Annotated in this window: 18 protein-coding genes and 1 pseudogene; 16 read left to right on the forward strand and 3 right to left on the reverse strand. The window is 45.8% G+C overall.

What is annotated here, in order from left to right:
* Nucleotides 1–296 precede the first annotated feature (296 nt).
* The 6 genes from MAMMFC1_RS14175 to MAMMFC1_RS14200 all read left to right on the forward strand — a co-directional run bounded on the left by MAMMFC1_RS14175 (nt 297) and on the right by MAMMFC1_RS14200 (nt 5769).
* Nucleotides 297–974, forward strand: coding sequence for a response regulator transcription factor (locus MAMMFC1_RS14175; protein WP_126309124.1), 678 nt, complete (start codon nt 297–299; stop codon nt 972–974).
* Nucleotides 975–2246, forward strand: coding sequence for a sensor histidine kinase (locus MAMMFC1_RS14180; protein WP_126309125.1), 1272 nt, complete (start codon nt 975–977; stop codon nt 2244–2246). It begins immediately after the preceding gene.
* A gap of 116 nt (nt 2247–2362) precedes the next feature.
* The gene (locus tag MAMMFC1_RS14185; RefSeq protein WP_126309126.1) at nt 2363–3649 is read left to right on the forward strand and encodes a TolC family protein; all 1287 of its coding nucleotides are present in this window, start codon (nt 2363–2365) and stop codon (nt 3647–3649) included.
* A 186-nt stretch (nt 3650–3835) separates the two neighbouring features.
* On the forward strand, nt 3836–4510 hold the full coding sequence (locus MAMMFC1_RS14190) for a DUF3794 domain-containing protein (protein WP_126309127.1): 675 nt from the start codon (nt 3836–3838) through the stop codon (nt 4508–4510).
* Between the two features lie 217 nt (nt 4511–4727).
* On the forward strand, nt 4728–4931 hold the full coding sequence (locus MAMMFC1_RS14195; protein WP_126309128.1) for a TOBE domain-containing protein: 204 nt from the start codon (nt 4728–4730) through the stop codon (nt 4929–4931).
* Between the two features lie 379 nt (nt 4932–5310).
* Complete coding sequence (locus MAMMFC1_RS14200; protein WP_126309129.1) at nt 5311–5769, forward strand: OmpH family outer membrane protein; 459 nt, start codon at nt 5311–5313, stop codon at nt 5767–5769.
* Between the two features lie 58 nt (nt 5770–5827).
* Here MAMMFC1_RS14200 and htpG read toward each other — a convergent pair whose 3' ends face one another.
* Complete coding sequence (gene htpG / locus MAMMFC1_RS14205) at nt 5828–7792, reverse strand: molecular chaperone HtpG (protein ID WP_126309130.1); 1965 nt, start codon at nt 7790–7792, stop codon at nt 5828–5830.
* Between the two features lie 865 nt (nt 7793–8657).
* On the opposite strand from htpG, the gene MAMMFC1_RS14210 reads away from it, so the two are divergent.
* From MAMMFC1_RS14210 to msrB, 6 genes are all read left to right on the forward strand, one after another.
* Nucleotides 8658–9239, forward strand: coding sequence for a TetR/AcrR family transcriptional regulator (locus tag MAMMFC1_RS14210; RefSeq protein WP_126309131.1), 582 nt, complete (start codon nt 8658–8660; stop codon nt 9237–9239).
* 143 nt (nt 9240–9382) lie between these two features.
* Nucleotides 9383–9865 (forward strand): LptA/OstA family protein, encoded by a 483-nt coding sequence (locus MAMMFC1_RS14215; protein WP_126309132.1) that lies wholly within the window; start codon nt 9383–9385, stop codon nt 9863–9865.
* A 171-nt stretch (nt 9866–10036) separates the two neighbouring features.
* A complete protein-coding gene (locus MAMMFC1_RS14220; protein ID WP_126309133.1) occupies nt 10037–10720 on the forward strand; it encodes a 4Fe-4S binding protein in 684 nt (227 codons plus the stop codon).
* A gap of 481 nt (nt 10721–11201) precedes the next feature.
* Complete coding sequence (locus tag MAMMFC1_RS14225) at nt 11202–11774, forward strand: flavodoxin family protein (RefSeq protein ID WP_232035818.1); 573 nt, start codon at nt 11202–11204, stop codon at nt 11772–11774.
* A gap of 42 nt (nt 11775–11816) precedes the next feature.
* On the forward strand, nt 11817–11933 hold the full coding sequence (locus MAMMFC1_RS14230; RefSeq protein ID WP_126309135.1) for a DUF2148 domain-containing protein: 117 nt from the start codon (nt 11817–11819) through the stop codon (nt 11931–11933).
* Between the two features lie 212 nt (nt 11934–12145).
* Nucleotides 12146–12595 carry a peptide-methionine (R)-S-oxide reductase MsrB gene (gene msrB, locus MAMMFC1_RS14235; protein WP_126309136.1) on the forward strand — a complete coding sequence of 150 codons (450 nt, stop codon included), beginning with the start codon at nt 12146–12148 and terminating at the stop codon, nt 12593–12595.
* 105 nt (nt 12596–12700) lie between these two features.
* Here the strand turns inward: msrB and MAMMFC1_RS14240 are convergent, their stop codons facing one another.
* Together MAMMFC1_RS14240 and MAMMFC1_RS14245 are read right to left on the reverse strand one after the other, a co-directional pair.
* On the reverse strand, nt 12701–14050 hold the full coding sequence (locus tag MAMMFC1_RS14240) for a HAMP domain-containing sensor histidine kinase (RefSeq protein WP_126309137.1): 1350 nt from the start codon (nt 14048–14050) through the stop codon (nt 12701–12703).
* Nucleotides 14047–14718, reverse strand: coding sequence for a response regulator transcription factor (locus MAMMFC1_RS14245; RefSeq protein WP_126309138.1), 672 nt, complete (start codon nt 14716–14718; stop codon nt 14047–14049). Before MAMMFC1_RS14245 ends, MAMMFC1_RS14240 begins: the two co-directional genes overlap by 4 nt.
* Before the next feature lie 514 nt (nt 14719–15232).
* Between MAMMFC1_RS14245 and MAMMFC1_RS14250 the strand changes: the two genes are divergently transcribed.
* From MAMMFC1_RS14250 to MAMMFC1_RS14265, 4 genes and pseudogenes are all read left to right on the forward strand, one after another.
* A complete protein-coding gene (locus tag MAMMFC1_RS14250; RefSeq protein WP_126309139.1) occupies nt 15233–15433 on the forward strand; it encodes a hypothetical protein in 201 nt (66 codons plus the stop codon).
* Between the two features lie 181 nt (nt 15434–15614).
* Nucleotides 15615–15920, forward strand: a pseudogene (locus tag MAMMFC1_RS22945) (hypothetical protein); the annotation flags it as partial.
* A 317-nt stretch (nt 15921–16237) separates the two neighbouring features.
* Nucleotides 16238–17407, forward strand: a complete 1170-nt coding sequence (locus MAMMFC1_RS14260) for an efflux RND transporter periplasmic adaptor subunit (protein ID WP_126310625.1) — start codon at nt 16238–16240, stop codon at nt 17405–17407.
* 14 nt (nt 17408–17421) lie between these two features.
* The gene (locus tag MAMMFC1_RS14265; RefSeq protein WP_126309141.1) at nt 17422–20592 is read left to right on the forward strand and encodes an efflux RND transporter permease subunit; all 3171 of its coding nucleotides are present in this window, start codon (nt 17422–17424) and stop codon (nt 20590–20592) included.
* The last annotated feature ends 66 nt before the right edge of the window (nt 20593–20658 follow it).

Raw genomic sequence — 20658 nt, forward strand, 5'->3', positions numbered from 1 at the left:
TCGCATTTTCTTACACAATTAATAGTAAGTTACCATGAAATGTACGGCTGTGCAATACTGCAAATATAAGTATACTGTATAAAGTATGCTCAAAGGTACAAGGTAGGGTGGAACAGTCAGAGGCAACGAGGGAGGGACGCCAAGAGCGCCAAGAATGCCAAAGGAAAAATAGGAGAATATGATTTACTTAAAATAGGCGGTAACGATAAAGTAAGATAAATAATTTACAGAAGAATTTCCTAAATTAAGAGTAACTTAATTTATATTTAATTTATTTATTAGATGGAGGCATTCAGATGAGAATCCTGGTCGTAGAGGATGATGAACCGCTGCGGGAGGCGGTTATGGCGGCCCTTGCGGAAGATAGTTACTCGGTTGATTTTAGCGGTTCAGGCGATGAAGGATTGTATTTGGCCAGCCAAGGCATCTACGATTTGGTGATTCTTGACGTTATGCTGCCGGGACTAAGCGGCTTAGAGGTTGTTAAGCGTTTGCGGGCCGATGCCGTCACGCTACCCGTATTGCTGCTTACAGCGAAAGACAGTGTGGCGGACAAGGTTAAAGGGCTGGACGCGGGCGCCGACGATTACCTGGTAAAACCTTTTGCCGTGCCGGAACTCTTAGCAAGGGTAAAGGCGTTGCTCCGACGGGTAAATCCCGGGGGCCGGGACGGGGATGTAAGCTATGGCGGCATATCTGTCAATTCTAAATGCAAGGATGGGTTTGTAGACGGATGTGCTCTCCAGTTAACTTCTAAAGAGTTTGAGTTGTTGGAATTTCTGATATTAAACCATGATCAAATCTTAACCAGAGAACAAATATTTGACCGCATATGGGGTTTCGACTCGGAAACAACTATTGGCATTGTGGACCTATATATTCACTATCTGCGGAAAAAACTGACTCCCTATCAGCGGGACGGCCTGATTCGAACGGTACGCGGAGCCGGTTTTATGCTGAAGGAGACAAAATAGATGTTTCGCAAAACATTATTGAAGCTAACTGCTCTCAACTCCATTGTTTTTTTTATCATTTTTATCGTTTCAGGAGCTATGCTTTACGGCTATGTGGCCAACCAGCTTCTTGACAATGTGGACAGAGACATGCGGCAGAAAAGTCAAGCCTTCCGCGTTTTAAACGGACGTCCCGGATTTGCACCCAGTTCTCCGGGCATACTGGATCCAAGAATATTTATCCTGGTCCGCGATACGGAAGGAAATATCATGAATCCATTTTCGTTTCCGTTTGCGGATATGGACCGCGTTGCTTCATTTCTGCCAGGACTGGAAACAGGAGCTTTCCAAACCAGAAAAATCAATGAACATGTTTACCGCATGCTGAGTCAACCATATGCTCGGGCTGAAAACATAATACTCCCGCCGGATGGCGCCCGGGTAATTGTTCAAGAAGTGCTGGCAGTCAGCATAGTGGACTCGGAAGTGTCTATGCTCAGACATTTGATGGTAGTCATATTGACAGACTTGATTACCGGTACGTTGGTTATTGTCCTGGCCGGATATTTTTTAGCAAGGCGGGCTTTGATCCCCATCCAGGTAGCCTGGGACAAACAGCAGCAATTTGTTGCCGACGCGTCCCATGAATTGCGAACACCGCTAGCAGTCATCAAAAGCAATGCCGAGCTTATGTTGCGGCACCCGGAACACTCTGTTGAAGATGAAAGCATAAAAATTACCAGTATTATCCGGGAAGCTATCCGCATGCGCCGTTTGGTTTCCACATTACTTACCTTAGCCCGGGCAGATGCCAATCAAGCCGAGCTTCACTTCCAGCCGGTAAATTTAAATAAGACTGTGACTGAGGTTGCCGGGCAATTCTATCCTTTAGCTGAAATGAAAGATATTTCCCTGCAAGTGAATATCGTGGGGGAATTGCGGCTAACAGCTGATAAAGAAAGGTTGCACCAGCTTCTGGTTATACTTTTGGACAACGCCGTTAAATATACCTTGGCTCAAGGTAATATTGCCGTCTCTTGTTGCCGGCAGTCCGGTCAAGCGGTAATTTCGGTGAAAGACACCGGCGCCGGTATTGCCCCGGAAGAACTGCCGCGAATATTTGATCGTTTTTACCGGGGAGATAAAGCTCGTTCCCGTGAAGACGGCGGCACAGGGCTTGGCTTGGCGATCGCCAAATGGATAGTTGAGAAACACGGCGGCAAGATACGGATGAACAGCCAGGTCGGAATTGGTACGGAAGTGGTGGTGACATTACCTTTGTCAAATTCATAGTTTAAGTTCACAGTGCCTGCTAAAACAGGTGCTTTTTTCATGCTCCTATCTAAAGAAAAACTAAAAAAAATTCTATAGAATAAACACAGCACTTTTACTTATGGGAGGAACTGCTCATGCCTAATATAAAACGTCTCAAAAAGCCGGCTGCTGCTATTTTCGCTTTCGGATTGCTGTTTATGAACGCAACTCTTGCAGCAGCCGCTTCGCCGGAGCTGTCACTGGATGACAGCATTGCTCTGGCCCTGAAAAACAGTCCCGCAATCAAAATGGCAAATGCCGATAAAGATAAAGCTGATGGTGGATTAGACGCGGCCAAAACCGGAAACTTGCCAACCTTGTCGTTAGGCAGTACCTATGCTTTTCAGCAAAGCCAGCCCACGCTGGGGGAAGACCATGACTTTAGCAATTCCTTGCGCTTAAACTGGCAGCTCTATTCCGGCGGCAGAGTAGAAGGACAGATCGATCAGGCCCGTAAAAATCTCGATTTGGCTGGACTGGATGTCAAGAAAACCGGCCAGCAGGTAATACTTGATGCTACAACGGCCTACTACAATGTGTTGCAGGCGCGGCGGATGGTCGCTGTTAACCAAGAAACGACCGACAGTTTACGAGAGCATTTAAAAGATGTTCAAGTGAAATATGAGGCGGGTGTTGTAGCTAAAGCAGACGTTTTGCGTTCGGAAGTGGAACTGGCGAATGCGGAGCAAAATTTAACTAAAGCGCAAAATGGTTATGATTTGGCTGTTGCCAGCTTGAACAACATCATGGGAGTTAACGCAAATTCAGAATATGCGTTAAAAGATGAACTGGCCTATGCTAAATATGATCATACTTTCGATGAAAGCATGGAAATCGCCATGAAAAACCGTCCTGATATTGCTCAGGCCGATATCGGGGTTAATGTTGCCCAGGACGGTGTGAAAATTGCCGACAGCGGCAGACTGCCGACAATCGCAATGACCGGTTCCACCGCCTGGAATGATTCAGTTTTGCCCGATAATAGCAATAATTGGGCAGTAGGTTTAACAGCTAACTTTAATATATTTGACGCCGGTCTTACCAAAGCTAATGTAAAACAATCACAAGCTTCTTTGGATAAGGCCCGTGAACAGGCGCAACAAACGCGGGACAGTGTACAATTGGAAGTCCGCAAAAATTACTTGAGCATGCAGGAAGCCGAAAAACGTATTGAGACCACCAATGTTGCTGTCGATAAAGCGAAGGAAGATCTTAATATTGCCCGTGAAAAATACAATGCCGGGGTAGGCATAAACTTGGATGTAATTGATGCCCAGGTGGCTTTTACGCAAGCAAATACCAACTATCTCCAAGCTTTGTATGATTATAACGTAAATAAAGCCAAGCTCAATAAAGCAATGGGCGTAAATGCAGGACAGTGAATAAAATTCTGACAATATACTAAAACAACAGGGCAGATATATTTTTATGTCGCTCTGATAATATAGATTTTTTACCGGCGTCAGCGCTAAGCTGCGCCATTTTTTTATTACTTTTATCACCTTATATGTTCACTTCGATGGCGGTATTCCGCATATATTGTAGTAGAGCGGAAGGAGGAGAGTGCAATGAAAGGAAAAACCCAAAAGAAAAAGAACCAAAGGGCCAAGGTGCAAGGTAACTATGTATACGGTACGTATACCGGCCCGCAATGTATGGTTGTACAACAAGTTGTTGGCGAAGGAGAGACACAAAAATCTCTTGATATATGCGTAATTGTGCCGCGGCGAAAACCACTGATTGAACAAGTAATTGACGTATTTGTCAAAAGGCTGCGGATCACCTGTGTTGATGTTGTTACTGATAAAGTTATCATCCGCGGCGATTTTGAACTAAAAGTTTTATATACTGCGTGTAAACCTGCTCAGCCTGTTCATGCCATGGAAGTAAGATCTGTAAGGTTTACCGCCGGCGTAGATATTTGCGGCGCACGGTGCGGCATGGACGCAGATGCAAATGTGAAAGTGGAATTTATCGATTATGACTGCGAAGAATACACCAGAGCGCAATGGTATAAGAACTTTGGCCAGTGCGGGGATCATAGCTGTTGCGACGCCCACGATGCTTGCGGTCACCACAAGCATCATGAGCATCCTCAGACTGGCCTTTGCCCTTCTTATAAAAAACCCCGCAAGTGCGCCCGGAAATGTAATGTAGCGGTTGTCCTGAAAATTACCGCTAAGGTTTTAACCAACCGTCAAGTAATGATTAATCCTGGATTGCCGTATAAACCCAAAGGATAACTACATAGCTTTGGGTGGGCGACTGAATTCAGTCGCTTTTTTTGTTACCGGAAACTATTAAAGCATTAGGGCTTGCCAGGTATCATGAAAATTGAGTGATGAACATCTCCCATTCATTTACATATTATATAACAAATTATATAAGAAGCAGTACTTATTTTTGGAGTGGCAAATTGCCGGACTATCAGTCAAATCTTATGGGAGGGAGGCTTGCAAAATGGAGATAAGCGGTAGAAATCAAATACCGGGAATGGTGAGAAGAATTGAGTTCGGCGACGTCGTATCGAAAGTCGTAATTGAATACGAAGGAGGGGAAATAACGGCGATTATTACATCAGATGCAGTCCGAGAACTTCGTTTACGACCAGGAGATTATGTTTCTGCTTTGGTTAAGGCGACAGATGTAATGATTGTAAAGTAAACAAGAAAACTGGAACGGAATAAGACTTCTGGACGACATTGCCTATGCTAAACGGGCAATGGACGATGTCGGCGTAGACAGTATCGAGACGGTTATGGCTGGGCTTAGGCCCGGCTTTTTTACTGTAATTTAATATAATCAGCAGTAACAACAAGAAAGTAATAAAACATAACAAAAGATTATAATCTAAAACAAAATTACTTGATTTTAAAAAATCAAATAATAGATATAATAGATAATTTTGCACAAGATAAAAAAAGTGTTGTTGACTTACATATGGCTTTATATTACAATTTTATTAAATGATAATGAATGTCCGATTGCCAAAGGTGAACTTAAATAAATTATTGCCGATAATGTGGAAAGAAGGGAAATAACAATGATTATATTTGTCCCGAAGAAAATAATTAGTGTGTTACTGGCAGTATTCGTGCTGCTTGGGATAACGGGTATTGCGTTTGAACCCGGCAAAGCCTACGCTGCAACGGCATCGCCGGCAGTCGGCGTCGTTAACTACGGTCTGCTGATAGAACGGCATCCGGATACGCCGAAAGCTAATGAAGCTTTAAAAACTGAAAATGAACAAGCCAAGAAGGAATTCGACGCCAAAGCCGCCGGCCTGGGTGACAAGGAAAAGCAGGATCTGAGCATTCAGCTCACCCAGCGCGTGGATCAGAAGCGGCAGGAACTGCTGAAGGGCGTTACCGAAAAGATTAACGCGGCCGTCAAGGAAGTGGCTGATGCCAAAGGGCTGACCATTGTTGTGGACAAAGGTTCTGTTGTATACGGCGGCCAGGATATCACTGACGAAGTATTAAAGAAGATTGGCGGGAAGTGAATGAATGTTAAAAGAGTGCGGCCAACTGCCGCACTCTTTTAACATATGCTATAATAACTTATTTTCCATGGCAGCGTCCCATTAAGCCGGCGACTTTGTTGGCGAAGCCGATGGGATCTTCCGGGATGATGCCTTCAACCAATAGGGCCTGGGCATATAATAATTCGCAATAATCATTAAATGTTTCCGAACCGGGAGCCGTTTCATGCAAATTCTTTAAAGCGGCAAAGACTTCGTGATTAGGGTTCAGTTCCAGTATTCTTCTGGCTTTAAACATAGTATTATTCATTTCCGCCAGGATTTGTTCCATGGAAAGACTGATGCCTTTATCGTCGCTGACCAGACAAACTGCGCTCGATTTCAAACGGCTGCTGATCTTGACATCCGAGATTTTATCTTGCAAATGTTCCTTGATTGCCTTGATTAATGATTCATTTTCTTTGGAGACGGCTTCGGCGTCTTTTTTGGCTTCAGGAGAGTCGATATTGTCCAGTTCTAAGTCCCCGCGGCTGATTGACTGGAAATTTTTCTCTTTATATTCTCGCAGGGCGTCGATGGCAAATTCGTCAACCCGGTCAAACAGATAGAGGACTTCAAGGCCTTTCTCCCGCAGCAGTTCCATTTGCGGCAACCGTTCCACGGAAGCGTAGTCCTTGCCGGTGGCATAATAAATGACTTTTTGATTCTCCGGCATCCGTTTTACATAATCATCCAAGGTTGTCAGCTCATCGGCTGAGCGAGAAGAAGAGAAAAGCAACAAATCCTGCAGCTTGTCCCGGCTTTGAAAATCTGTATATATTCCGGTTTTGATGGCTTCGCCGAATTGCTTCCAGAACTTCTCGTATTTGGGACGATCTTTTGTCAGTAAATTTTCCAGAGTTTTTAATACGCTTTTTTCCAGGTTTTTGCCGATAAGTTTCAATTGTTTGCTGTGCTGGAGCAGCTCACGGGAGATGTTGAGGGAAAAGTCGGGAGAATCGACTAATCCCCGCATAAACCTTAAATATTCGGGGAGAAGATCCTGGCAGTTGCTCATGATAAAGACGTTCTTGGAGTAGAGCTGAATTCCGTATGAAAAGTCCCGCTGGTAGAAATCCAACGGTGCATGGGCGGGAATGAACAGCAAAGTAGTGTATTCTACGGTGCCTTCTACTTTGGAATGGATGATTTCCAGCGGGTCTTCCCAGTCATGGAAGAGGTTTTTATATAATTCATCATATTCTTCTTTTTTAATTTCATTTTTATTGCGGGTCCACAAAGAAGTCATGGAGTTCAGAGTGCGGAGTTCGATAACCTGTGCCGCCGGCTCGTCTTCTATTATTTTTCCGTCTGCGTCTCGCGGTTTTTCCTCTTTGATGAAATTCATCTTAATGGGATAACGAATATAATCGGAGTATTTTTTTACCAAACTTTGAATGGTGTAGCGGTTTAAATAATTTTCGCCGGGGTGCTCGGCGGAGCGATATTCTTCGTTGAGGGTCAAAATAATAGTGGTACCCCGTTTTTCTTTAGCAAACTCTTCAATGGTATACCTGCCGTCGCCGGTGGACTCCCACTTGACTCCTTTTTCCTGGCCGGGGGCACGGGTAATCAAAGTTACTTTATCGGCAACCATGAAGGCAGAATAAAAACCTACCCCAAACTGGCCAATCAATTCATTGTCCGGAGCTGCTTCCTTTTCCTTCAGTTTTTCCAGAAAAGCCTTGGTTCCTGATTTGGCGATCGTGCCAATGTTGTCGATAACTTCGTCATAGATCATGCCCATTCCATTGTCCGAGATGGTTAAGGTATTAGCGGTTTCATCAGGCTCGATCACAATTTCAAAGTCGGAATCTCCCGCCAACAGATCCAGGTTGGTTAAGGATTCAAACCGGATCTTATCAATGGCATCCGAGGCATTGGAAATTAGTTCCCGCAAAAAAATCTCCCGGTTGGTGTAAATGGAATGAACCATCAGGTCCAACAGTTGCTTGGTTTCAGCTTGAAACTCCCGGGTTTCCTTAGAGATTGCTTCTTGAACCATATATCAAATCTCCTTTTTCCTTATAATTTAATCTGGCTTAGTACGAATCTATATAGTCTTCAAAAATGATTTATGATTACAATTGCACAATCGCAATGCCAGGATAAAAATCATTTTTGAATTCCATATATGTTGTTAGCACTCTTGTGATATGAGTGCTAATTTTGTTTATATAATACTCTAATTTTTTTTCGAAATCAATTTGGTTGTACCATAATTTTGTTTAAATAATGGCATTTTATTGCTGCTTATATTTAAATAGCTATTGTATATGCAATCTATTTTTCCTTTTTATATTGTACTACATATTGTCCAGAATCCTAGTTTGCGAATAATTAACATTATCTTAATATTGCGCGAGCTTTGTCTTTGTATAATAAAGGTAATAAATAGAAATTGGCAGAAAGCAAAAAATGTACTGAATATTTTGTAAAGAACATTAACGATATTGCTAAATAGTTGTTTTCTTTAGATAATTATATCATTTATGCTAAATTTGTCATAGACGGTTTGAAGCTTAAGCAGCGTTATTAACCTATAATTAACATTGATTTTGTTGACGGGAAAAAGTTGATTATTTATCCTATAGACGTATAGATTATTAATCAGCGGTATTGCAAAATGTAAGAACTCTAATGATGGCAATATAGCAATATGGTAATATGGTAATATAGTAATAATGAGGAAAAATTTCTAAATGATATATTGATTTCCGGAAACTGTAATACTATAATGGTTTTAGGGGGTAATCAAAAGTTTATTTTGCCAGAGATAACTTTATAACATTATAACTTTTTAATAACTGTTTTATTTATTTAAGAACGAGTTAATAAACGATGCATACGTACAAGTAGGTGATGGGTTTTTGGATGAACTAAAAGATCTTATTCTTGATAAAGCAAAAGACAGATTTGACCGGTTCGGTTTTAAAAAGACGACGATGGACGAAATTAGCAGGGATTGCAAAATTTCAAAAAAGACGATTTATGAACAATTTAAAGACAAGGAAGATTTGTTCATATGTTTATTTATCAGAGAAAGCCGTAAGGCCCGGGAAATCATATTTGCCCGTATGGGTGAAATCATTGACCCCCTTGACAAGTTAATCCAATTGGTTAAAACGGCAACATCGTATTTTAATGAAGACAACTTTTTAACTCGACTCTTAAAAAGTAATGATGATTTGTTTTCCCCCTTTCTGATTATGAAATATCGTTGCATCGCTGAAGAAGAGGTCATTTCGATCATTGCCGACATTATCAGTGAGGGGAAAAAACAGGGAAAACTCCGGGATGTGGACGAAAAGGTTACTGCTTACGCTGGTTTAAAACTTTTCCAGGCATTCAGTTACATGCAAACAATGGAATTTTGCAAGGAAAAGGAAGCGCAGGGTTATTACACTGATGTACTAGTCGATTTTCTGGTAAATGCCATTATCAAGAAGTAGTACTAGGATTAGGAGAGGGAATTTTTACCCTGCAAAAACTTAAATACCGAAATAGTTTATGAGTCAAAAATAGTGGTGTAAAATTTTTAGGTTGGTAGTGTTATGAACATGGTGTGATATCGATTCTGGGAGGCGAAGTTTGTATGAAGCGAAAAGTTTTCGTGGCTCTGGTGTTGTTCCTATTTACTTTTACCAGCATAGCGGCGGTTGCATTGGCGAAACCTATCATCAAAGCCGATACTACTTACTACGATATAAATACCGGTCTTTATGTGCTGAAAGGCAATGTATATGTTGAGGTAAAAGATCGAATCATAACTGCCGGTGTGGCAAGAGTCAGCATGGGTTCACTCGAAGTCTGGGGCTCGGAAGGTATAACACTTACGCAAGGTGGTATTTCTCTAGTCGCCGATAGGGTTCATGTATACGGCACCGAGAATAGGGCTGTTATTGACGGCAACGTAAATTTTAAACAGACGGACTTGACTATAGTCGCCGATAAAGCGGATTTTGACTGGCGCACCAAACTGGGCGTATTTAGCGGTAACGTGCAGATCACACAGGGGAACAGCAGTTGGTCGGCTGACTCTGCAACTTATAACGTCGAAACAAATACTCTGCTATAGGGCAAAGTGAATCATACAGTTAGTGCCATGACGCCGGGTACCGCACGAAACTAATGCGACCGTCCAAAAGGTTAGAAACTTTTGGGCGGTCTTTTGCTTAGGTTATTGTCATTCAAATTTTAAAAAGCTAAGATATAAATAACGAAGCCAAAAGAGGGGGGACTTCATCATATGCATTTTGAAGGCAAGGATGAATTTCTTGAGGAACGTTTAGCTAAATTTGATAATTGGATAAAGGAAGGCAAAATTCCCACATCCTCCAAAGTTATTCCTGTATTGGAATCTTTGTCAGGGCTTCAGTGGATATTACCGACCCAGCAGGCGGTAGAGATTTTGCGCAATATGCGAACCTTTGCTTTAGCCAATTGTATGTGTCGTGAACGCTATAATCGTTGTGACAATCCATTGGAGATATGTATTCTTACTAATGACGCTGCTGATCAATGGGTTGCGGAGGGAAAGGCCCGATATGTCACCCTTGACGAAGCTAAGGCAAGGTTAAAGATGGCTCATGAATATGGTTTGGTACATCTTACTTTCTATAATCCCAGCCAATATATTTATGCCTTATGCAGTTGTTGCGAATGCTGTTGTCATGACCTTCAATTCATGAAAAAGTATCAACGACCTGATCTTATCGCTCATGCCGATTATGTTGCAGAAGTGGACACAAATGCTTGCGTACAGTGCGGCGCTTGCGTCAAACGTTGTGTTTTCGACGCCCAGGAGCATAATGGAAAATCAGTATTGTTTCATCAGGAAAAATGCTACGGCTGCGGCTTATGTGTTACTACTTGCCCAACCAATGCTATCGGGATGAAATTGCGGCAAAAATTAACACGTCAAAGGTTTTAATTATAATCAAAGTGACGAAGAATTATTCGATTTTCCGCTGCCGCTTTCCCCAACGATACCGAGTATCTCCCGTTCGTTAATCGCCATAGTTACTTTATTTGCAGCGGAAACATGGCCCTGATACGTGATTGATACGTTATTCAGCCGCAGAAGTTCCAGCAGGTTATTTTACTATAACATTGTTGTCCCTGCCAAGGTCTCCAAGGGGACGTGGGATAGGATAGAGCGGGATAGTGGGTGAGATAGGGGACGGGGGTTTTTGTTGGCATAATTTTGCTGAGAATGATTAAGTTACAGTATAGAAATGGATACTATAAAACAATTAAGTGCGTACTTGTCTGAAAGGATATCCTATAGTTTAATAGTATAGTAAGAGCCATTCTCTGGAAAGCAGCAATATATGGCGATTGTTTGCCTGTCGGACTGTAACGCCGGAGGATGGTCATGATGAATCCAGAAAGGGAGTGTGTTTGTTTTGAAAGTGGTCGCTTTTAACGGGAGTCCGAGAAGCAACGGCAATACTGCGCAGAGCCTGCAACTGGTCCTGGCGGAACTCAACAAGGAGGGCATCGAAACCGAACTGGTCCAACTGGGGGGAAAGAAAGTATTCGGCTGTCTTGCCTGCGGCAAGTGCTGGGAAACCCAAAATAACCGATGTATTCGCCAGGACGATGAAATGAATACGTTCATCGAGAAAATAATCGAGGCGGACGGGATTCTGATCGGTTCGCCCACATATTTCAGCAATGTGTCTACCGAAGTAAAGGCACTCATTGACCGCTGCGGCTTTGTGGCGAAGGCGAATGGCGGCGGCATGCTACGGGGTAAGGTGGGATCTGCCGTTATTGCCGTGCGCCGTGCCGGATCAACTTTTGCCTATTCGGCAATTAATTTCTTTTTCGGCATTGCCGAGATGAATATAGTTTCTTCCAGCTACTGGAACATGACGCTGGCTTTGGAGCCAGGCGATGTGCAAAAAGATGAAGAAGGGATACAGACCTTTCAGACACTAGGACAAAATATGGCGAAACTTTTGAAGCAGACGCGCGCGTAATGCTGAATTTATGGCTGCATCATAGGGAGGAATGATAAGAGAATGATGTTCAGCGCCGGCAAAACCGCAGTCGATCTCGGTTTTCTAGGCGAAGCCGTCAAAGTTGCCTATGGTATCCCGCTGAGTATCAGCGGCAAAAGTCCGTTTTTTGACCGATAAGAAAAATGAGGACAGGGGCCCCTAGCTAGGCCCCTGTCCCGTAATTATAGCTATAAGAGCGACTAAAGGCCTCTGCCGGTGTTCTTTAGGACTTGGCACAAGCTTGAATGTTGTAAGGAGAAATTCCCATGCATGTACAATTGATAATTGTACACCTTATGGATTGAGGATGACAATTGACGGGTCTTCCCAATTTGCCGGGAGGTAGACAAATGAACGGAAAAAAGGATGAATATGATAAAAAGGTGATGTTAAAAAACAAACTTACCGGGATGCAATATCATGTCACGCAGGAAAACGGCACCGAGCCGCCGTTTCAAAATGAATACTGGGATAATGAAAGCGAGGGACTATACGTCGATATTGTCAGCGGTGAGCCATTGTTCACTTCACTTGACAAGTTTGATTCCGGCTGCGGCTGGCCAAGTTTTACCAAACCTCTTGCCAACAGCAAGATCAGGAAAAAGACAGACCGAAGCCATAACATGGTCCGCACTGAAGTGCGGAGTATGGCGTCGGACTCGCATCTGGGGCATGTATTCGACGACGGACCTGCTCCCGGCGGACTTCGCTACTGCATCAATTCGGCTGCGTTGCGCTTTGTTCCCAAAAGCGACTTGGAGAAAGAAGGCTACGGAGAATTTCTGGAGTTATTTAAATAATAAAGCGATTGCGGGCAGCGCCTTTTAGTATCACCCGTTTGATGATAGGACAAAAAGGATGCAAGTTGACTTAGCAACTTGCATCTTTTTATCAAATATAAGGCTTTACTTTTGCCAAGGTATGCGGATTTTAAAAACGGTTCCTTTTTCACTTTCTACCGCTATCGTTCCTCCCATTGCTTCCACTAAACCGCGGCTTATGGACAAACCCAGACCACTCCCGCCCAGCGAGCGGGTACGGGATTTGTCAACACGATAGAAGCGTTCCCAGATCAACGGTAAATCTTCGCTGGCAATCCCTTCTCCCTGATCAGACACGGAAATTTGCAGCCAGTTATTTTCTTCGGTCAATAGTAAGCCAATCTGTGAACCGGCTGGAGCGTGCCGTATGGCATTACTCAGCAGATTATCCAAAACCTGCGCAAACCGGTCGGCATCACCGAAAACATAACGCTTATCCGTCTCGATCCGCAGCAGAAGAGACAGATTTTTTTTCTTTAACAACAGTTCGATCGTATCGGCTTGATGCAGCAGCAACGCGGCTACATCAAGCCGTTCCTGTTTGATAAACATCTTTCCGGCTTCCAATTGCTCCATATCCATAATATCGTGGACTAACCGGGACATGCGATCCGTTTCCGCTAATATCCTTTCTAAATAGTGCGTTTTTTCCTGATCATTTACCGCAATACCGTCAAGGAGGGCTTCAGTTGTGGCTTTTATACAGCTTAGCGGTGTTTTGAGTTCATGGGAAATGTTGGAGTAAAAATCACGTCTGGTTTGCTGGGTATGAAGAATGGCGTCGGCCATAGCATTGAAGGTTTTGCCAAGTGTCCCGATTTCGTCTTTTGTAGTGGCACGGGTACGGCTGGTATAATCTCCAGCGGAGAAGCGCTTGGCGGCCGCTGCAATATCGGCAATCGACCGGGTTAATTTCCGCGATAGCAATACGGCTAATAAAAAGGCGGCCGCAAGTCCGACAATAAACGGAAAAGAATAAGAGCGGATGATGGTTTCCAGGAGGCCCGGGTTGAACTGATAGTAGGCCATCAATAGCCCTGACTTATCTTCTATTGTCACCGGGACTGAAATCATAATGGCATTTAGCCTTTTTGTGGAAAAAAGGAACGTATGGGAATAGCTTGCCGTATGACTGGTTTTATGAGAATTTGCATTCAAATCAGCGGGCGGATTTCCCTGAATAAGCCGACCATCGTTGTCTTCTAGCCAGAATACGGCTCCGCTGGCCCGACCGACCAGCTCCAGCTCACGGTCCGATATGTACCCTGTTTTCAACTCCTCGGCGAAAAAGGCGGCAATATTTTTAACATTAGCAGCTAGAGTGCCGCCATGATGTGCAAAATACAGAATTGAACCTAACAAGGTTAGGGCCATACAGAGAATGATTGCCACATGGCTGGATAGCTGGCGAAAAAACAATGAACGGGTGATCATACTTTATCCGCCTCAAACTTATAACCGCTTCCCCGCACCGTTTTGATAAAATCTTCGGCTACGCCCATTTTTTTGCGTATTCTTCTTATCGTAGAATCGACAGTACGCTCATCCCCGTCAAAGTCATAACCCCATAAATTAACCAGCAGATTCTCTCTGGTAAAAACCGTATGGGGATGACGGATCAGAAAGTATAATAATTCAAATTCTTTGGCGGATAGTTCAACCACTTGTTCATTAACCGAAACTTTCTGTGTTCCCGGTTCTAAGGATAAGGGCGGAAACTGCAGAACATCGCCTGGCAAAGCTAATGTTCCAGTTCGGCGTAAAATAACCTGGACTCTGGCGACTAATTCCCGCGGGCTAAACGGTTTGGCAATATAATCATCCGCGCCCAGTTTGAAGCCATGGATTTTATCGTTTTCTTCGTTTAATGCGGTTAAAAAAATAATGGGGACCTTCCGCTGTACAGTCTTGGCAATTTCCCAGCCGGATAGGCCGGGCATCATGACGTCTAATATGAGTAAATCAGGTAAGTGAGCGGTCTCGATATCCATGGCCGCATGTCCGTCGGCTGCTGCGAAAACCTCAAACCCTTCGCGGCTAAGATACCAGGTAACAATATCGCGGATATCTTTCTCATCATCGGCAATTAGAATTTTCACCATGCTATACAATCCTCTCTATATTTAAAATGTACATTCCCTCTGTTTAAGGATAACACAAGATTATGGCAGTAATATGGCTAATTTAGCGCGGATAGGAATTTTGGGAGAACTTGACACATTCATGACATATTGGCTTGCTATAATTTGCTAAAGCATAGCAATGAGAATTTTAGCCATACGTGGTCCGCAGCAACTGTAACCTACAATATTAAAACTGGTATGCTGGAGTAGGTTTAGCCGTCTTCTGTTGATGGTGATTGTGCTTAGTGGTCTATAGATAAACGCCGAGAGAGGCGAAACTGGCCGAAGTTCGCGGTAAAACAAAGGAGGTATCGGTAATATGGAATGGTGTAGCGGGTTACCCCTATTGAGATTCGTAATGGGCGCAGTATTGATAGTCGGTGTACTCTTTATGGCTCCGGTAATTTGGTCTTTTTCAAAAGATTTCTTGCATCTTGATTGACAATGGCGTTGATTCGGGGCAGTCGCATCATCGAAAAAGGGGAAGGAAGCTTTGGAGCCAAAACTATACTACGCCCAAAAAGAACAATTGCTAGTAAAAATAGACGGCTTAAGCCGTGATTTGGAACAATTACGGCAAAGTGGGAATCAACAATGTATTCTCGCCGTAACGAATCTGTTGGAAGAAAGCTTACGGGAATTGACTGCCTTGCGCCAAGCAAACACCAGCTGCAACCGTTGGCGAAAATGGTGAGTTGGGGGGATTAGGAAGGGAAACACTTCGTGTTGCCGTGCCTCATCGATGTAGAGTGGGCATTTTGGCTGGTTATAGGCAGTACTGGAAGAAATTACGGCTGGCGGTATGGTTAACATCGAAATCGATTGCAGGAAAGTCCAATGATAATTTAACTTAGAAATTGAAGGAGGACAAAATTATGAACAGCTTAGCCAAAAAAGCCATTATATATTCCATGATCGGTGTCATGCAAATCGGATTTGGTGCATCGGTAATTGAAGCAGCGCCAAGAGATCATGATCAACGCCAGGAACGACGTTATGAAGACGCCGATCGTGATCACGGCCGGGAACGAAATTATGATGAGCGAATTCGTAGAGAAAATGAGCGCCATGAGCGGGAAATGCGGCGGCGTCCGCACGAAAGCAAGAGAGAGTGGCAAGAGCGACAACAGCGCGAAAAGAACCGCCATGACCGTGAAATACGGGAGATTCGGGAACAGCGTGACCGTGAGCGGAAGCACGATGAGCGAGTGCGCAGAGAAAATGAACGCCACGAGCGGGAAATGCGGCGGCGTGAACATGAGAGCGACAGAGAATGGCATGAGCGGCAAGAACGCGAACGGGACCGTCATGACCGGGAAATACGCGAGATTGCGGCCTTCCTGATTGGCATTGCCATTGGCTCGTCGAATAATTAAAGCAATGTGGAGTGGCCTCATGGGACGAGGTTTTTTCCAAAAGCCGCCCTAGCCTGGAAGGTGAGGCGGGCATGACAAATTGCGGCAATATCATCGAAGGACAGGAGGCATAGCAATTGAGGATGAAGTCTTCCCCAAAATTGATTGTTGGTATTATCCTATTGATCGGCTTAGCGGGATGGGCATTTATGCGGCTGAGTGCCGGCGGCAAAACTGCCGTTAGCCCCCAGATGCCCGGTGGAGCGGTAGCAGTCAAGGCGCTGCGCGTTGCGCAGCAGGACATACCCATCAGCTATGAGTTCGCCGGGAAAGTGACGGCCAAGGATGAGGTCAAAATCATGTCCAAAGTGTCAGGCAATATCGTGGCCAAAATGGTCCAGGGCGGTGATACGGTTTACAAGGGTCAGCCTTTATTTAAGATCGACAATAAACAGTATTTGTCGTCTATCAGTTCTGCCCGGGCAACATTGACCAAGTCGCAGGCGACGCTGCGAAACACCCAAAGAGATGTGGAAAGATACAGGAGTTTGGCGGCGAATGGGGCGATTGCCCGACAAACGCTGGATTCGTATGAAGCCCAAGCCGAGGAAGAAATGGCAACCGTGGAGGCCAACCGGGCCAGTTTGCAGCAGTCAATCGAGGACGAACAGGATACTCTGATTGTCTCGCCGGTAGACGGCCGGATTGATGTCAACGAGGTTAGCATTGGGCAATTCGTGACAGCCGGTACGACGACAATGGCTACCGTATCTTCCGTGGACCCCATCTGGGTGCAATTTAGTATGAGTGAAACCGAGTATATTAAATTTGCCCGCCTGGGGGGCGGGACATTACCGGATACATTTAGAGACAATTTGAAGCTTATCGTTACCGATGGCTCGGAGTATAACCTTACCGGGCGGGTTAAGCAGATTGACAGGGGGATCGGGGACACTACCGGCACCATCACGCTAAAGGCGTTTTTCGATAATCCCCAGCAGTTTCTGCTCCCCGGGATGTTTGCCAAAATCGTAGTCCCGGGTGAATTTCGCCAAGGGGCGATCCTGATTCCGCAACGGGCCGTAAGAGAACTCTTGGATGAAACGTTCGTCACCATCGTTACCGCCGATAACAAGGCGGCGAGCCGCAAGGTCAAAATAGCCGAAAAAGCAGGCAATATGTGGGTGGTGGCCGAAGGGCTTGCGGCGGGCGACTGCGTGGTTGTCGAAGGCATGGATAAGGTGAAGAAAGATACAGCATTACTTGTTACCATGATAACACCGGAAGATTTGCTGGTTCCGGCCAAGAAATAGGGGGGGATTATTATATGGCCAACTTCTTTATTAATCGCCCCGTATTTGCCATCGTCTTGTCGGTCCTCATTACGATAATCGGCGGTATTGCCGCCTTTAACCTGCCGGTGGCCCAGTATCCTCAGATTTCCCCGCCAACGATTGCGGTAAGCACCAATTACTGGGGGGCCAACGCGGAGGTCGTCAATCAAACGGTCGCCCAGGTGATCGAACAGCAGGTCAACGGTGTAGAAGGAATGATTTCGATGTCTTCCACCAGTTCGGATGCCGGTATGTATTCGCTCAGTGTCCAGTTTGAATCCGGGAAAGACGCCGATAATGCCGCTGTGCAGACGCAAAACAGAGTAGCGGAGGCGACGGCCGGCTTGCCCGCATCTGTCCAGGCGGGCGGTGTCACGACCCGGAAGTCTTCCTCAGATATGTCGCTGGTGTTTAGCCTGTGGGCGGACAACGACACGTACAGTCCGAATTTTTTAAAGAACTATGGCAGTATTTATCTGGTGGACAATATCAAACGGGTCAAAGGGGTCGGCGAAGTCGTGGAGTTTGGCTCGGACTACAGTATGAGGATCTGGCTGCAGCCGGAAAAAATGGCCCAGTTGGGGATTTCGGCCAGCGATGTCATTACGGCGATTGAAAAGCAAAATGTGCAGGCGCCGGCCGGCGCCCTCGGCAAGATGCCTGTCGATGCCGGGCAGGAATTCCAGTACACCGCCAGGGTCAAGGGTCGTCTGAGCGATGTAAAGGATTTTGAAGATATTATCATCCTGGCCCAGGCCGATGGCTCTTCCGTTCGGTTAAAAGATGTGGCCAGACTGGAGTTAGGCAGCCGTGATTATACCTATGAAAGCCTGACTAACGGACACCCCGCGACTATGCTGGCCGTGAAGCTGACCAGCGACGCCAATGCAATGGAGACGATAACCAACGTTAAAAAGGTTATCGAAGAGGCGGAAAAAAGCTTTCCGGAAGGCATGCATTATCAAATTGTCATCGATACAACCCAATTTGTCCGCGAATCGATGACTGAGGTGATGAAAACATTTACCGAAGCGTTGCTGCTGGTCGTGGTTGTCGTCTTTCTGTTCTTACAGAGCTGGCGGGCTACGCTAATCCCCGTACTGGCCATACCAGTATCGCTGATCGGCACGTTTGGGGCCTTTATCATCCTGGGCTTTACCATCAATACACTGACTTTGTTCGCCATGGTGCTGGCCATCGGCCTGGTTGTCGATGACGCCATTGTTGTCATTGAGGCGGTTGAATACCACATGCGCTACTCGGGGCTGACGCCGCTGGCAGCAACGCGGCGGGCGATGAACGAGGTTTCGGGACCGGTTGTGGCCATTGCCTTCGTGCTGGCGGCCGTGTTTATTCCGGTGGCCTTCTTTGGCGGCATGATGGGAGTACTCTACAAGCAATTCGCCCTGACCATCGCCGTATCCATGGCGTTGTCGGCGGTGGTGGCGCTGTCCTTGACACCGGCACTCTGTACACTGATCCTAAAACCACATAATCCCAATACACATGATGGGGCTCTTGGCCGTTTTTTTTCCTCCTTTAATGCCTGGTTCGAACAGCAAACCGAAGGCTATGGCAGGCAGTTGAAAAAAATTATCGCGAGATCCCGCCTGTGCATGGCGCTGTTGGCCGTTGTCGTGATTTTGCTGGGCGGATTGTATCAGCTCGTGCCTTCTTCCTTTGTGCCGCAGGAAGATCAAGGCTATTATATGGCTTCGGTTTCTTTGCCGGACGCGGCCAGTTTAAATCGCACCGGCAAAACGGTACAGAGTTTTTCAGCAACGCTGAAAACTCAGCCCGGGGTTGCCGACGTCTTGGCAGTGACGGGCATGGACATCGTAGGGGGTGGCGCCAAATCGAATGCAGGAACGATGTTTATTGGCCTGGCCCCTTGGTCGGAACGCAACACGCCGGAACTGCAGATCAATACGAACATTAGGCAGACATTTATGCTCGGTGCCAAGCTGCCGGAAGGAACGGTGATTGCTTTCAACCCTCCGGCGCTGCCTGGTTTAGGGATGGTAGGCGGATTTACCATGATGCTGCAGAACCTCAACGGTGACTCATTGGCGAAGTTGGATGACATCTCCCGGCAGTTCATTGCTGCGGCCCAGCAGCGTCCGGAAATCGGTTCCATTACCTCGAATTTCAAAGCGGACACGCCGGGCTATGAATTTGACGTTGATCGGCAAAAGGCTGAGAAAATGGGCGTTTCGGTCGATGATATATTTATGGCTTTACAGGTGTTTCTCGGCGGTACGGAGGTCAATGATTTCAATAAATTTGGCCGCATCTACAAGGTAGTTGTCCAGGCGGAAACGCCCTTTCGCAGTGATATCGACGCGATGCGGCACTTGTATGTGAAAAGTAGTGCCAATAACACCATGGTGCCGCTGAATACGTTGATACAACCCCGAAAAGTAAGCGCTCCATCCACTATTAGCCGGTTTAACGGCGTCCAGGCCGTCCAATTGAGCGGCAGCCCGGCGGCAGGCTACAGTTCGGGTCAGGCCCTGGCAGCGCTGGAGGAAGTGGCGGCGCAAATCCTCCCCAGCGGCTATGGCTACGAATGGTCCGGCCAAAGCCGGGAGGAAAAGGAATCCGGTAACCGGGCGCCGCTAGTTTTCGGCTTGGCTATTGTGTTTGTATTTTTGTGCCTGGCTGCATTATATGAAAGCTGGAGTGTGCCGTTCGCGGTGCTGCTTGGCGTTCCGCTGGGATTGTTCGGTGCGTTTCTGTTTCAGTATGCGCGCAATCTGGAGAACAGCGTTTATATGCAGATCGGTCTGGTGATGTTAATCGGTCTGGCAGCAAAAAACGCCATCCTTATCGTCGAGTTCGCCAAGGTCAGGGTGGACAAAGGCATGGAGCCGGTCCAGGCGGCCATTGAAGCGGCCAAGGTTCGCTTACGGCCGATTATCATGACCTCCCTGGCGTTTATTATCGGCTGCGTGCCGCTGATGCTGGCCGGCGGCGCCGGAGCCGGCGCCCGGAATGCGATGGGAACGGCAGTAGTGGGTGGTATGCTGGTAGCAACTGTCCTGGGGATATTTTTGATTCCCGTCTTTTTTGTGGTTGTTGAGAAGGTAACCGAGAAGCTTAAAGTATTGAGCAATAAGGAAGCTCGCCGTACCGAAGCGACTTCGAAAATCATAATCAAATAATGTATGCGTTATTAATTTCCGCTATAAATAAGCTGTTCGGCGGGTGCTTGGCTATGTGATCTAGTA

Origin of the sequence: Methylomusa anaerophila (genome assembly GCF_003966895.1) — a bacterium.
GTDB lineage: Bacteria > Bacillota > Negativicutes > Sporomusales > Sporomusaceae > Methylomusa > Methylomusa anaerophila.